Source organism: Prolixibacter sp. SD074, from assembly GCF_009617895.1.
In the GTDB taxonomy this organism is placed as follows: domain Bacteria; phylum Bacteroidota; class Bacteroidia; order Bacteroidales; family Prolixibacteraceae; genus Prolixibacter.
The window spans coordinates 342,333-357,112 of the sequence record NZ_BLAW01000001.1; the positions used below are offsets into that span (position 1 = coordinate 342,333).

Annotated in this window: 13 protein-coding genes; 4 read left to right on the plus strand and 9 right to left on the minus strand. The window is 44.6% G+C overall.

What is annotated here, in order from left to right:
* Nucleotides 1-7 precede the first annotated feature (7 nt).
* The 3 genes from GJU82_RS01430 to recG form a co-directional block, all read right to left on the minus strand.
* Nucleotides 8-430 (minus strand): SoxR reducing system RseC family protein, encoded by a 423-nt coding sequence (locus GJU82_RS01430; protein ID WP_153630517.1) that lies wholly within the window; start codon nt 428-430, stop codon nt 8-10.
* A gap of 210 nt (nt 431-640) precedes the next feature.
* Complete coding sequence (locus GJU82_RS01435; RefSeq protein WP_153630518.1) at nt 641-2,491, minus strand: sensor histidine kinase; 1,851 nt, start codon at nt 2,489-2,491, stop codon at nt 641-643.
* Between the two features lie 44 nt (nt 2,492-2,535).
* The gene (gene recG, locus GJU82_RS01440; protein ID WP_153630519.1) at nt 2,536-4,644 is read right to left on the minus strand and encodes an ATP-dependent DNA helicase RecG; all 2,109 of its coding nucleotides are present in this window, start codon (nt 4,642-4,644) and stop codon (nt 2,536-2,538) included.
* 101 nt (nt 4,645-4,745) lie between these two features.
* Here recG and GJU82_RS01445 point away from each other — a divergent pair, with 101 nt between their 5' ends.
* The 4 genes from GJU82_RS01445 (at nt 4,746) to GJU82_RS01460 (ending at nt 7,141) form a co-directional block, all read left to right on the plus strand.
* The gene (locus tag GJU82_RS01445; RefSeq protein WP_153630520.1) at nt 4,746-5,507 is read left to right on the plus strand and encodes a hypothetical protein; all 762 of its coding nucleotides are present in this window, start codon (nt 4,746-4,748) and stop codon (nt 5,505-5,507) included.
* Nucleotides 5,508-5,570: 63 nt separating this feature from the next.
* Nucleotides 5,571-6,269 carry an ABC transporter ATP-binding protein gene (locus GJU82_RS01450; protein ID WP_153630521.1) on the plus strand — a complete coding sequence of 233 codons (699 nt, stop codon included), beginning with the start codon at nt 5,571-5,573 and terminating at the stop codon, nt 6,267-6,269.
* Between the two features lie 17 nt (nt 6,270-6,286).
* A complete protein-coding gene (locus GJU82_RS01455) occupies nt 6,287-6,832 on the plus strand; it encodes a cob(I)yrinic acid a,c-diamide adenosyltransferase (protein WP_153630522.1) in 546 nt (181 codons plus the stop codon).
* An 87-nt stretch (nt 6,833-6,919) separates the two neighbouring features.
* On the plus strand, nt 6,920-7,141 hold the full coding sequence (locus GJU82_RS01460) for a DUF2795 domain-containing protein (protein ID WP_073170646.1): 222 nt from the start codon (nt 6,920-6,922) through the stop codon (nt 7,139-7,141).
* A 35-nt stretch (nt 7,142-7,176) separates the two neighbouring features.
* Here the strand turns inward: GJU82_RS01460 and GJU82_RS01465 are convergent, their stop codons facing one another.
* The 6 genes from GJU82_RS01465 to guaB all read right to left on the minus strand — a co-directional run bounded on the left by GJU82_RS01465 (nt 7,177) and on the right by guaB (nt 14,708).
* The gene (locus tag GJU82_RS01465) at nt 7,177-8,802 is read right to left on the minus strand and encodes an OstA-like protein (protein ID WP_153630523.1); all 1,626 of its coding nucleotides are present in this window, start codon (nt 8,800-8,802) and stop codon (nt 7,177-7,179) included.
* A 31-nt stretch (nt 8,803-8,833) separates the two neighbouring features.
* Nucleotides 8,834-9,799 carry a MoxR family ATPase gene (locus GJU82_RS01470; RefSeq protein ID WP_153630524.1) on the minus strand — a complete coding sequence of 322 codons (966 nt, stop codon included), beginning with the start codon at nt 9,797-9,799 and terminating at the stop codon, nt 8,834-8,836.
* A gap of 11 nt (nt 9,800-9,810) precedes the next feature.
* Nucleotides 9,811-11,166 carry a peptidylprolyl isomerase gene (locus tag GJU82_RS01475; protein WP_153630525.1) on the minus strand — a complete coding sequence of 452 codons (1,356 nt, stop codon included), beginning with the start codon at nt 11,164-11,166 and terminating at the stop codon, nt 9,811-9,813.
* A gap of 13 nt (nt 11,167-11,179) precedes the next feature.
* Entirely contained in the window at nt 11,180-12,031 is an 852-nt protein-coding gene (locus tag GJU82_RS01480) for a hypothetical protein (RefSeq protein WP_153630526.1), read from the minus strand.
* Nucleotides 12,028-13,167 (minus strand): peptidylprolyl isomerase, encoded by a 1,140-nt coding sequence (locus GJU82_RS01485; RefSeq protein ID WP_153630527.1) that lies wholly within the window; start codon nt 13,165-13,167, stop codon nt 12,028-12,030. The genes GJU82_RS01480 and GJU82_RS01485 overlap by 4 nt, the downstream gene beginning before the upstream one ends.
* A 68-nt stretch (nt 13,168-13,235) precedes the next feature.
* Entirely contained in the window at nt 13,236-14,708 is a 1,473-nt protein-coding gene (guaB, locus tag GJU82_RS01490; RefSeq protein WP_153630528.1) for an IMP dehydrogenase, read from the minus strand.
* Nucleotides 14,709-14,780 lie beyond the last annotated feature (72 nt).

Genomic DNA, 14,780 nt, shown 5'->3' on the forward strand with positions numbered 1-14,780 from the left:
CTGAGGTTTATTTCAGTTTTCGAATACTAAAATTCAGTGTTTGTTTGATTTTTTCTTTCAGGAGATACAGAATACCGTAGTAAGGCACTAAAATACCCAATGCAGCCAGTGCTGCCAGCGATTCATTGCCGGTAGTCTGAAGCAAAATAATGAGTGTGAATAAAAGTATGATAAGGGGCAGGATGTATGCAACAAAAAGTGCCCGGAATCCCTGCGATTCACTGGCAATCACTTCGACAAATTCTCCCCTGGAATAAGTGCCATTCCAATTTTCAATCTCCACTTCCTTCTCCTTCATATCGGACATGTTGCACGAGCCACCGACCTGGCATGATACGCAGGCTGACTGGGAAACGATTCCAACCACAATCCGATGGTCATCCACAAACTTTACAACTCCCCGATGGAAGATATTTCCCTTGTTTTCCATTTTTCCTAAACGGTAGAAAATTTCCCCGCAAATGTAACGAGCTTTTTTATCTATCAGATTATTGAGGATATATCTTTAAACACCTATTGGTAATTTAGCATTGTTTTAAATAAAATATATACAATTCGATATATAGATAATTCGAAATGACAGGCGTGATAATATTATTGATAATCAGAAGAGAGCGTATTTTTCAAGAAAACAAGAAAATTATGTGTTCTCAATTTCTGATGCAGGAAGTCGAAATTGGAAGGTGGTTCCTTTGTTTTCGGTACTTATTACTTCGATGGTGCTATTGTTTTTTCCCAGGAATTCTTTACACAGGATCAGGCCAATACCGGTTCCCGGTTCATTTTCGGTCCCTTTGGTATAAAATTTATGACCTACCTGGAATAATTTTTTCTGGTTGGCTTCCGATATTCCTATCCCAAAGTCTTGAATACTAATTAGTATCTGCTGATGTTCTTTTTTTGCACTGATAATGACATCTTTCTCCCGATAGGAAAATTTGATGGCATTCGAAACGAGGTTCCGGATGACCGTGGCTATCATTTTGGGATCGGCATAGGCGTGTAATCCTTCCTCAATACGGGTTACCAGCTTAATATCCTTTTTCTCGGCCTGACCGGATGGCAAAATCAGCACCGCTTCAACCAGCTCTTTTACGTCGAAATCTTCCGGCTGAACGACGAGGGTTCCGCTTTGCGCGTGCCACCAGTCAAGTACATCGTCAATTAATTCGACCATGCTGCGCGACGAATGGCGAATGACCCTGGCAAAACTTCGTCGTTGTTCTTCCGGGAAAGCTTCATCTTTGCTTTGCAAAACTTCGGCAAAGCCCATAATGGAAGAAAGCGGATTCTTTAAATCATGGGCCAACAGGCTGATGAACTTATCTTTAGTAATGTTGACTTTCCGCAGTTCTTCTTCCGAATGCTTCAATTTTAGTTCGTCCATCCGGCGATAAGTAAGAGTTTTGGCTACCGAACGCGCCAGGAAGAGCAGTAAAACAAAGACTGCGGCAAAAAGAGCGCCCAGCCGACTGTATATTCGTCGTTCTCCTTCTTTTATGCGCGATTCCGGCACATGCGAAATAACCTTGAAAAGATAGTCCTGCGATTCGCCAAATATAGGGAGGCTGTCGAGCGGAAGGTTCAATGCCCGGTAAACTTCTTTGATTCGTGTTAGCGGATGCAGGGTTTGGAAGGTAAAGAGACCTTCATCGTTCTGGAACTGACCGTTTTTTTCGGCCCATATTTTTTTATGGGCCTCCGGAAAATCTTCCCGGAAGGTTTTCCGTGAATTTCCCTCGTCGATAAACGACCAGGTTTTGGTTGGGTCGGGGTGAAGCAGGTAATAGCCCGAACGATTTACCAGCAATGAATTTCCCTGGTGGCTTCCGTCTCCTTCGAGGTATTTTCGCAAGGCGTAACCGGCATTTAGATTGAGAACCAATATGCCTCTCACCGAACCGTCTTTGTCGGGAATGGGCGTTGCAATGCGAATGATGGGTTTCAGCGGAAGTTCAATTCTGCCATTTTCCTCATTCATATTGAGTGGAGAAAGATAGACTTCGTATGGTTTGAGATGAATGGTATGGATAAAAAATTCCTGATCGGCCTTGTTTTGTAAGGCACCTTCCTTCATCAGATAAGGTTTTCCGTATTTATCCATTTTCATCCGCAGGCGTTCCATCCCGTTTTTGTCGATAAACCGAATCTGATCGTAAAACGATTTTTGCACCATCAGGTTACTGAGCTCCTGCGAAAGTGCCGTTTTATCCTGAAGATTCGGCTTGTTGACATACTCACTCATGTGCTCTTCGTGCGAAAGAAACATGATATCGGTGACCACGAAAGCGATATCGTCAAGCAAACCCCGGTATTGAACGGCAATCTTGTTCTTTTCCTGCAGTTCAATATTGCTGGTGAATTCGTCGATACGAATGCGCAGATACGGAAGGAAAAACAGTGCCGCAAAACCACCGAAAAGCAGGGTATAGGTGAAAAAGTACCGGTAGAAGATGTTTCGTTGGTTGTTATTTCCGGATATTTTATTCATTGGGAAAAAGCAAAATCAGGTTAAGTTCAAGTTCCAGGTTGTCGTCAACTAATCGAGCTCCAATTTAAATGGTTTTTTCGTAAAGCAATCAATTGTTTACGAAGCAAATTGTTTTCAGGCTTTGCCAAGGCGGGGTCATCTTCCAGAATATCAGCAGCAATATCGCGGGCGTATTGTAAAATCTGACCGTCTTTAGCCAGGTTGGCAATCTTCATGTCGAAGGCCATACCCGATTGTTGTGTGCCTTCGATGTCTCCCGGGCCACGAAGTTTCATATCCGCTTCGGCAATTTCGAAACCGTCGTTTGTGCCCACCATGGTTTCAATGCGTTTCCGGCTTTCGGCGCCTAGCTTGTACTTCGACATCAGGATACAAAAGGATTGTTCAGCACCACGTCCCACACGGCCGCGCAACTGGTGAAGCTGTGACAGGCCAAAACGCTCGGCGCTTTCAATCACCATCACCGAAGCGTTGGGAACATCTACACCCACTTCAATAACGGTGGTTGCCACCATAATGTTAGTCTCTCCATTCTTGAAACGCACCATCTCGGCATCTTTGTCTTTCGGACGCATTTTTCCATGCACCATGCCGACATGGTATTTGGGTTCGGGGAATGCTGTTTTTATGTGCTTGTACCCTTCTTCAAGATTCTTGAAGTCCATTTTTTCCGATTCGGAAATAAGTGGGTACACCATATAAATCTGGCGGCCAATCTCAATCTCCTTTCGCATGAAATCATACACCTTCTTACGGTTGTTCTCGAAATAGTGCATGGTTTTAATCGGCTTTCGTCCTGGTGGCAGTTCGTCGATGACGGAAACGTCCAAATCACCGTAAACAGTCATGGCCAGCGTACGCGGAATAGGAGTTGCCGTCATCACCAGTACATGAGGCGGGACATAATTCTTTCGCCACAGACGGGCACGCTGAGCCACACCAAACCGGTGCTGCTCGTCGATGATGACCATCCCGAGATTTTTGAACATCACCTTTTCTTCCAGCAAAGCATGCGTTCCAATCAGGATGTGAAGTTCGCCGTTTTCCAATTGTTCGTGAATTTCTTTTCGCTCCGATTTTTTTGTGGAGCCGGTTAACAAGCGGACATTCACGGACATGTTGCCCAGAAATTTCTTGATGGAACTGTAATGCTGGTTGGCCAGGATCTCTGTCGGGGCCATCATACTCGACTGAAAACCGTTGTCGAGCGCCATGAGCATGGTCATTAGCCCTACCATGGTTTTTCCACTACCTACATCTCCCTGAAGCAGACGGTTCATCTGCTTGCCCGACCCCACATCTTTCCTGATCTCTTTGATTACCCGCTTCTGTGCCCTGGTGAGCTCAAAGGGCAGATGGTGGTGAAAAAATTCGTTGAAGTAGTCACCGATTATGGTGAATGGGTGCCCCCGGAATTTCATTTGACGGTCGGCTTTCAGGTGAAGGATTTTCAACTGAATGTAAAACAGTTCTTCAAATTTAAGCCGGTATTCCGCTTTGCGTAGCGCATTGGGATTTTGTGGGAAATGGATATTTCCGATGGCTTCGGGCAACGACATGAGGTGATACTTTTCGACCAGCCAGGCCGGCAAGGTCTCTTTGAGTTTTCCTTTGGCTAACGGAAAAAGATTTTGTTGAAGTTTTAGAATCGCTTTCGAGTTCAGAAAACCCTTCTTCAGTTTCTCTGTTGTGTTGTAAAATGCCTGAATGTAACCCTGCACCTGCTTCCCCGGTTGATTATCGGCTTCCTCCAGTTCGGGATGAACGATGTTGTATTGACCGTTGAATTCGGTCGGTTTTCCAAAAACAACGTACTGTTTGGCCGTACTTAGCGATGAGCGGACATATTTGATTCCTTTGAACCAAACCAATTCCAGTACTCCGGTGCCATCGGTGAAAAAGGCGACCAGCCGCTGACTTCGTCCTTCTCCAACCACTTCGGCCCCGGTAATTCTTCCTTTAACCTGGATGTACGGCAATTTGGAATCAATTTCCCTGATATTGTAAAAGCGGGTCCGGTCGACGTATTTGAATGGGAAGTAGTAAAGCAGTTCCCGGAAAGTAAAAATTTTCAGCTCACTGTTCAGCAGACTGGCTCGCCTGGGGCCTACTCCCGGCAGGAATTTGATATTTTGGTCAAGAAATTCAGGCATGAAACAAATATAACAATAAAATATATTTACTTCCTGCGTGCAGCATGGAAGAAAAACCTGACTTTTGTGAAAAAAGGAATACATCTTTTCAATTTTCGTTTATGTCCCTATTTCAGTTGAAACGTTATATTACTTATTGGTTAACAGCCCGTCACCGGTATGGCCATGGCATACATTCCCCTTTCCTTTTTGGATTGCTGACAAACGTGATTGAAAATCGGGGAAGTTACTATGCTTATGAAACGATTGATAAAGCGTGGGCATTGCTGATGCGTTCCAGTGTGCAAGTTCCCGGAAGTGCTCCGGAGAAGGGGGATATACAGGAAAAACTGAAGTTGCTGGTCCGGAGACATGATTTATTGCCAAAATACGGGAAAATGTTGTTTCGGCTGATCAACGAATTTCAACCGAAAAACATTATTTGTGCAGGGGCGGTTTCCGGAATGAGTTTGTTGTATCTGGCAAAAGCTGATAGCCGCATTCCGGTTTTTCATTATGACGGAAAACCCGTACTTCTTTCGGTGACGGAATATTTGTTGGAGGAATCGAAGGTTGCGAATGTGTCGGTTCAATATGGTTTACCAGATTTTTCAACAGCAGATTTAGAAAATTCCTTTGTGGTCATTAGTTATCCCGAAGATCCGGACCGTTGCCGTGAAATCATTCAGGACATCACCCGGAACCGGGGAGAGAAGCCAAAGGCCATTATCGTGAATGGAATTCATCATAGTCCGCAAATGGAAACTCGTTGGATTGAATTGACCAAACAGGAATTCGTGCGTATTTCCCTTGATTTTTTTACCTTAGGTTTGGCTATCTGCCTGAGGGGTTTGCAGAAAGAAAATTTTGTGATAAGATATTAACAAGGCATTGGATGAACCGTTGCAATTCCGTTAACTTTGTATAAAGTTGAAATATTCTGTTAAATGGGAAAAGTTATTCAACTCAACAACGTTATTAAGAACTATTACGTAGGACCACAAGTTGTGCAAGCCTTGCGTTCGGTTTCCCTTTCGATAGACAAGGGGGATTATGTGACCATTATGGGGGCTTCCGGTTCTGGTAAGTCTACCTTGATGAACATCATCGGATGCCTCGATACGCCTACTGCCGGTTCTTATCACTTGAATGACATTGATGTGGGATCGTTGGATGATGGTCGGCTGGCGGAAATCCGCAACGATGAAATAGGGTTTGTTTTTCAAACCTTTAATTTGCTGCCCCGTTATTCGGCTCTCGAAAATGTGATGTTGCCGCTTGTTTATGCCGGTATTGGCCGTAAAAAGCGCGAACAGCAGGCTTTGGCCCAACTGGTTCAGGTGGGCCTTGAAGATCGGGTTGAACACAAACCGAATGAGTTGTCGGGCGGTCAGCGGCAACGGGTCGCTGTTGCCAGGGCCCTGGTGAACCATCCATCCATTTTATTGGCCGATGAACCGACTGGTAATCTCGATTCAAAGATTTCGGAAGATATCATGAAACTCTTCGCCGAGATTCATAAACTGGGAAATACTATTATTCTGGTTACTCACGAAGAAGATATTGCCCGGCACGCGCATCGAATTATCAAACTCAAGGATGGTGAAGTTGAAGCTGATTACCGTAACAGTAATCCGATTTATTAACGCTAAATCTTTTTCAAATGAGTGTATATACCCGCACAGGAGACGACGGAACAACCGGCCTGATAGGTGGCTCACGTGTTCCCAAGTCAGATTCACGTCTGGAGGCCTATGGTACTGTTGACGAATTGAACTCATGGATCGGTTTGATTCGTTCGCAGGATATCATGCAGTCCGATAAAGAAGAACTTATTCAGATTCAGAATAAATTATTTGTTATTGGTGCCCGGTTGGCCACCGATACCGACCGGGTAGACAGCAACGAGCATTTGCCGTGTTGCGAAGAAGATGTGAAACAACTCGAGAATGAAATGGACAAGATTCTGGCTGAGCTTCCGCCGCTTACGCACTTCATTCTTCCGGGAGGAAATAACCCGGTATCGTATTGTCATTTGGCACGCACGGTTTGTCGCCGGGCCGAACGAAATGTTTATAAATTGTCCCAACGTGTCGACGTACCACACGAAATAATTAAATATTTGAACCGTTTGTCAGATTACCTGTTTGTCTTATCCCGGAAGGTATCCTATGAGACTGGGGCGGAAGAAATCGCCTGGAAAGCATAAAAAAGATTGAAAATTAGGCATCAAATTTTAAAAAAAAATGCTTATAATCGCAAAAAAATGCAAGGTATAATATAATTAAATAATATTATGTATTGGACATTGGAACTAGCGTCAAAATTGGAGGATGCCCCCTGGCCTGCGAGCAAGGACGAGTTGATCGATTATGCTATCCGATCAGGGGCGCCCTTAGAAGTCATCGAGAATTTACAAGAGATTGAGGACGAGGGCGAAGTGTACGAATCCATCGAAGATATTTGGCCGGATTATCCGAGCAAGGATGATTTCTTTTTCAATGAAGATGAATATTAAATAGGTTTTTACTTAGCGACGTGTCCTTAAGGAAATTATTTGGGCGCAGATTCAATTTTGTTTTGTTTCTGCGCTTTTTCTTTGGGGCGCAACTCTTTCTTCTCCTTTGAAAAAACATCGTACCGGTTTTTGGGTTTCTCTTCCGGTCTCCATTTAAATCCCTGTAACATCGTTTCACTTGTATTCACGTCATCCAACGGAAGCATCCTGGCGTCGGGGCGGGTTATGAAAGTAATGTTGTTGATGTGCCCGTTGGTCAGGTAAATATTGATATTACTGCTCTCGACCCGGTTTAGCCCGATGTAGTTATTTTTATCTTTGGCAAAATATATCGAACGGCCGTTGCCATTTACTTCCACTTTATACAGGTTATTGTTGCGGATGTAACCGAGCATGTCTTTTCCGCTAATTTGGTTGAATTTTGCGGAATCCTCTTCCGAAATAATGAAGGCATTATTCTCCATATTCACGATGTCCGGTGATTTTTCGTGCGTAGTCATTTTAACCACGTCGGCGGTCATCTGGTTGTTTTGAGACCACAATACCGGATCGTGATACATTTCGATGGTCGAATCACTCATCTGATAAGCCAGCGAGTCGCACTTTCCCTGGATATCGGAACGGAAAAAGCGAACGCCGTAGTAGGCGAGGAATATCTTCTGATCCTTTTTCTTTTTTGTTTGCGATGTATCCGGGACCGAATGCAGCGTATCGGCATGCATGAATAAGGTGTCCTTTTCGGAATAGTGCATAAACAACGCTGAATCGGTAACCATTGCCTTATCACTGAATTCGTTGTATACGCCACGTTTCCCGGTAATAACCGTGTGATTTTTTAGGTCGGTCAGTTTTACCTTGTGAAAAGCTTTCCCGTCCCCTGTGTTTTTGTTGTAATACAATGTGTCGCCTTCCAGTATTTGGTCATTGCGTTCGAGGCGGGAGCCTTTATATAATTCGGAGATGTTGGTCTGAGTATCGTACCAACCGCTTTTCGAGAAGAGTTTACCTTTTTCTTTGGTTCCCACGATGGTGGTGGGGCCAACAATGCGGACACGTTCTTTTTCGCTCAAATACTCCAGTGTATCGGCATGCATCACAAAATCCTTGTTGGTTACCTTAACCGAATCTTTGAAGAAAAACAGATCCTGATCAGCGTAATATCGTCCAATCCGGCTTGTCAGCACATTAGCTGTATCCACAATTTTTCCGCCGTGGTTGTAATACCCAATGTTGGTATTCATATTAAAATCGAGCGAATCGGTGGTCAGCGTGATGGTCTTGTTAATGAGTTTGACGTTACGGCGGACCTTGGCCATCCGGCTGTCGCCATTGTAATTGATGTACTGTCCGTAGAGGTGGAGTGTGTCGCCCTGAATAATGTGAACATTACCAAAGGCATCGACCATATTCTTACTGTTGTATGAGTATGCACTGTCGCAGGTCATGACAATACCCTGGTGGTGCAGCCTCACATGACCAATCAATCGTTGCGCATCGGCAACAATTTTTTCATTATACATTAAACTATCGGCGTGCTCCAGTTCTATTCTTCTCCTTTTTTTCTGCGGCTGTGGTTGAGGAGTATAGGATTGCAGTGAAAACAGGGCAATAGCTGTAATCAAAAAAAGAAAGGCATTTCGATATGTTGCCAATAGCTTCATCCGTGATTTTTCAAATTAATGGTCGAGGTGATTATTTCATGAGTTGAGCGATAATGTCATCCACACCGATTCCGTCCGCTTCCGCCTTGTAATTCTTGATAATCCGGTGGCGTAAGATGGCCGTAGCCACCGCTTCCACATCCTCGATATCGGGTGAATATTTACCATGCAATGCCGCATGTGTTTTTGCTCCAAGGACAAGAAACTGAGACGCTCTTGGCCCGGCTCCCCACTTGAGGTATTTATTGGTTATATCCGGCGCGTGTTTTGTTCCCGGGCGTGTTTTGGCTGCCAGTGTAACCGCATACCTGAGCACGTTGTCGTTAATCGGAACACGTTTTATTAGTTCCTGAAAATGAAGAATCTCTTCGGCTGAAATAATATTCATTGCCTCGTTATGATAATCGGAAGTGGTGTTCTTCACGATAGTCATCTCATCCTCATGGGCAGGATAATCCAACCAGATGGAAAACATAAAACGGTCGAGTTGTGCTTCGGGCAGGGGATATGTTCCTTCCTGTTCGATAGGATTTTGTGTTGCCAATACGAAAAACGGCTCATCGAGCTTATAGCTGGTGCCTGCGGAAGTTATCGACTTTTCCTGCATGGCCTCGAGCAATGCTGCCTGCGTTTTCGGTGGCGTCCGGTTAATTTCGTCGGCAAGAATGATATTTGCGAACAAAGGGCCTTTCACAAACTTGAATGCCCGGTCTTTATCCAGAATTTCCGTACCAATAATATCGGACGGCATCAGATCGGGTGTAAACTGAATGCGCTTATAGTGCAGGCCGAGAACCTGGGCAATAGTATTCACCAGGAGTGTTTTGGCCAACCCCGGAACTCCAATCAGCAGACAATGTCCCTTACTGAAAATGGAAATCAGGACTTGTTTGATGATTTCGTCCTGACCATAGATAACCTTTTGTATTTCGCGAAGAAGCTCGTCGTGCTTTACACGTAAAGCGTCGACGGCTTCTGTATCATTATTAAACATCATGTTCCAGGTGGTTATTTAACCCAGTTCTTGAACTTGAAGTTACAATTAACATACGAATCGTCAATGCGGACATATGTTTTTGCCACCCGGTCAGCAATCCAGTCCTCGTATACATTTTCTTTTTTCTTTTGCAGATACATATTGCTTAGGAGCTGATAGTCTTCTGCCAGATTCGCTTTGTGTGGTTCCGTTTTATCAAGCAGTTTGACTATGGTATATACCTGACGCTGACGTTTCGGGTCAAGCATGAGGAAAGGATCGGAGATTTCACCAATTTTCATGGTCGTAATCACCTTACTTACTGCCGGGTCTAGCTGACTAGCTTCGAACTTGGAAGAACCGGTCTGAGGATTGATAACAAGTCCATTATTGTTCCGGGTATCTTTGTCGAAAGAGTAGAGATATGTAGCTTTTTCCCACGATATGCTGTCACGACGGATATAATTTGCAATGCTGTCGATATGCTGCCTGGCGCGCTCCAGCTCTTCCGGTTCCACTTTGGGTTTGATAATGATATGGCGAACATTCACTTTTTCACCTTTCCGGTCGATGAGCTGAATGATGTGGTAACCCATTTCACTCTTCACCACTTTCGATACTTTTCCCGGTTTCAGGTTGAAAGCTACGGCCGCGAATGCCGGATCGAGCTGACCACGTCCCAGGTAACCCAATTCTCCACCATTCCTTGCGGAAGGTCCTTCGGAGTACAGAACAGCCAGTGTTGCAAAGTTCTCTCCATTTTCAACCCTTTTTTTCAAATCACGAAGCTGAGTTTTTACCTGGAGATCTTCTTTCTCACTAATCTTGGGGAGTACTGTAATTTCGGCGTATTCCATCTGTTCTTTCACCATCGGGATTTCATCCGGCTTCATTTCTTTATAAAAACGGCGAACTTCTGATGGTGTAACGGTCACATCTTCGGTGATTTTAGAGTGCATCTGCTGCGTCATCAGTTGTTCGCGGATGGCATCCTCCATGTCGGCTTTAATTTGGATGATGGGTTTGTGGAAATATTGTTCCACTTCTTTTTCCGAACCAATGTGTTCGATGAAATATTGCATACGGCGGTCCATCTCTTGGTTAATCTGGTTGTCCGTCACCGTAATAGTTGTATCGAGTTCAGCTTCGGCCAATAATAGTTTTTGCTCAAGCAAACTTTCCAGGATCTCACATTTCATGTCCCCGGTTGAAGTGGCACCCTGTGCCTGCATCTGAAGATACTGCGTTTCGATATCAGATTTTAGAATAACATTTCCTCCAACAACAGCAACGATCTGGTCAATGACTTTGTCCTGGCCAAACGTTTGAGCCGAAGCTGCGAACAAAAACAGAACAGGCAGTAAAATTTTTAATGTATATTTCAGCATATCGTAGTGATTATCATTTCATAATGGTAAAAAGATCTTCTTCTTCGCCTTTTTCGTATATTTTTTTCTCGAGCTCCTTAATCAGCTCCATTTTTCGGCTGTTCAAAATTAAGTTTTCTATCCGATCATTCACAAAGTTGAATGGTGCTTTTCCCCCTTTTAAGCGAAAATCTTTAATAGCAACGAAATAGGCGCTTGTTGAATCAGTCGTTTCAATGAAGTTGTTTTGATGCAAATATCGATCCGTGTTCATAATTTCCATCGGTAAGCGCGACTCAATACGACTGAATTCCATCCATTTATCGGAAAAATTGTCGTATTTGGTAGCGTATTGGAAACTAAATACTTCCAATGCCGACATATCTTTCGACTTATTGGACAGCATCCACTTTTTAATCTCGTCGGCACGGCCAACCTCTTTGGGAACTTCCATGTATATTCCCTGAACCAGATCCTGGTTGAGATTAAATTTCTCCGGATTGTGGTCATAAAAATCGCGAATATCTTTCTCTGTAACAACGGTGTCGAGTCGTTGTCGTACCCATTCTTCCTGGTATTTATGAATTAACAGCGATGCCCGGTACTCTTCCAACTCGTGTTGAACATTTTTTTGTTCGGGCGTCAGGTTTTCTTCCGCTTTTTGCAGAATCAGTTCCTGGTGAAGCCATCGTTGAATGTAATCGGTCGCCAGGCGGGTACTGTCTGTGCTGTTCAAATCATGCGGAAGTACACTGGCTAAATCTTCCCGGTAGAGGTATTTATCGCCAACTTTGGCAATTGCATCTTTCCCGTTTTCTTTATTTCCTTTTTGACAGGCAGTAAAAAGAATCATTATGCCTGTTAGCGCTAAAAATATCTTCCTCATTTTTCTGCCGTGAGCTTCAATATTTTGTTCATCACCTGATGTTTTATCATAACCGGATATTTTTGCCGAAGTTGTTTTACCCATTCTTTTTCCAGGTAATCCTGATAGTCGGCCATGCAGGTCCCCCGTACTTCGTTTAACTGTTTGAATCTTTCCGGTTGCTGCTTCCCCTGCAATACTGCCAATTTGGAATGTGCCTTTGCGGCAGCATCCGTATCATTGAAGATGTAAAAATCGACAGCAAGGTTGTCTCCCGGTTTAAATTGTCCGGTTCGGCGTGAAAATCCCTTCCGATCCTTAAATTTTTCAATGATGATTGTACTGTTTTCCCCCGCTTCTACCATTTTTTCAACCGCTGTTGCCGTTTTCTGCGAGGGACAAAGATAAACAGTCCCGTCAAAATACCTTTCCGTTCTGTATTTTTCACGATGATTTGTATAAAATTCCTTTAATCCGGTAGTGTCTTCTACTTTAATTATATGATAACCGAAGCGCGTACGAACAATGGACGAAATTTGTCCCACCGGTGTTTCATAAGCTGCCTTTTCGAACGGATAAACCATCATGGACCAGCTGAAATAGCCCAATTCTCCTTTATTTGTTCTGGCTGATGGATCGTCCGGGTAATTAAGGGCTATTTTGGAGAAATCGTCTTCATTCAAGGCGCGTTGTCGTAAATCGTTCATTTGCTTCCAGGCTTTCAGTGTATCGGCCGGTGATGCATTGGGCGGAACCCTTATCAGGATGTGTGACGCTTTTACCTCCGTTGTTATCCGGTTGTACATCCTACGAATCAATTGCTTGTTTATGGTGGAATCGGTGGGGTAAGGAGCTGCTGATTCTTCCCGGTAACGGGCAAGTTCACTTTTGAATGAACTCAGCGTATCCGTTCCAAGCGCTTCCGCTGCGCGCACTGTTAGTTTAAAGTCGATGAACAGTTGCAGGTATTCCCGTGGTGTTTTTTGAAGGGAATCCGGCAGGCTCAGGTTGGTTTTCTGGTACATCCGGAGAAATTCGTCGTTGTAAATTTTATCTCCGCCAATGGTCATGATGACCTGTTTCTCTTTGGCGTTAGCCGAAATTCCGGTTAATGTCAGCAGGAGAAGAAGGAGTACACTGCAAATGGATTCGAACATGAACTTAAGGGCTATTTAGCTAAAAATGAAATAAGTCAGTCGTTTGCTCCGGTTTTGAAATTAAGTGTTTATTCCCGTGAATAATTGGGGGCTTCGCGGGTAATAGAAACGTCATGCGGATGACTTTCTGTGACGCCTGCGTTGGTGATTCGGGTGAATTTAGCCTCGTGCAATTTGTGAATGTTGTGGGCGCCGCAATATCCCATTCCTGCACGTAAACCACCAATCATCTGGAAAATAACTTCATACAGCGTGCCTTTGTAAGGAACCCGGGCTACGATGCCTTCCGGAACGAGTTTCTTGATGTCGTCTTCCACATCCTGGAAGTAGCGGTCTTTCGAGCCTTGTTGCATAGCCTCGATGGAGCCCATTCCACGATAGGATTTGAATTTTCGCCCCTGGTAAATGATGGTTTCGCCGGGCGATTCTTCCACACCAGCGAACAATGAACCGGCCATCACACTGTGTGCACCGGCTGCCAACGCTTTTACGATGTCGCCGGAATAACGTAATCCTCCGTCAGCTATTACCGGAACGCCGCTGTTTTTAATGGCTTTGGCTACGTTGTAAATGGCGGAGAGCTGGGGAATTCCAACTCCTGCTATGACACGGGTCGTACAAATGGAACCCGGGCCAATGCCGACTTTAACCGCATCTGCTCCGGCAAAAACCAGTTCCGAAGCGGCTTCCGCGGTCCCGATGTTTCCAACAACGAATTCCTTTTCAGGGTACTTACTTTTTGCCTTCTTGAGCATCGCTAAAACACCACGCGAATGACCGTGTGCCGTGTCAATGACAATTGCATCGGCCTGTGCTTCTACCAGCGCATCAATCCGGTCGATGGTGTCGTGCGTTACGCCGACGGCTGCAGCTACCCGCAGGCGGCCTTTCTCGTCTTTGCAGGCGCGCGGCTTGTCTTTTGCTTTGGTAATGTCTTTATAAGTCACCAATCCAATAAGCTTGTTGTGCTTGTCGACGACCGGTAGCTTTTCAATTTTGTATTGTTGTAAAATATTGGCCGCCTTTTCCAGGTTGGTCGATACATCCGTCGTAATCAGATTTTCCACAGTCATTACTTCCGCAATCGGACGCTGCAAATCTCTTTCGAAGCGGAGGTCCCGGTTGGTCACAATTCCCACCAGTAAGCCGGCTGCATCGACAACCGGAATGCCACCAATCTTGAACGTTTCCATAATTGAAAGGGCATCACCTACTTTCTTCTCTTTCGAGATGGTAATCGGATCGTAGATCATCCCGTTTTCTGCCCGCTTCACAATGGTCACCTGTTTTGCCTGTGCTTCGATACTCATGTTTTTATGAATCACTCCGATGCCACCTTCACGCGCAATGGCGATGGCGAGTTTCGAGTCGGTCACTGTATCCATGGCTGCGGACACGATTGGCGTATTAAGCCGGATATTCCGTGTGAAATTGGAAGAAATATCCACATCCCGCGGAAGAACCTCGGAATAAGCGGGTACAAGAAGGACGTCATCAAAGGTCAGGCCTTCATGAACAACTTTATCGGACAGAAACGACATGGGTAAAGCTTTTAGGTGAATGATGGGCTAAAATAAGAAAAATGTATGAAAAGTGCTTCATCGTTAGCATAG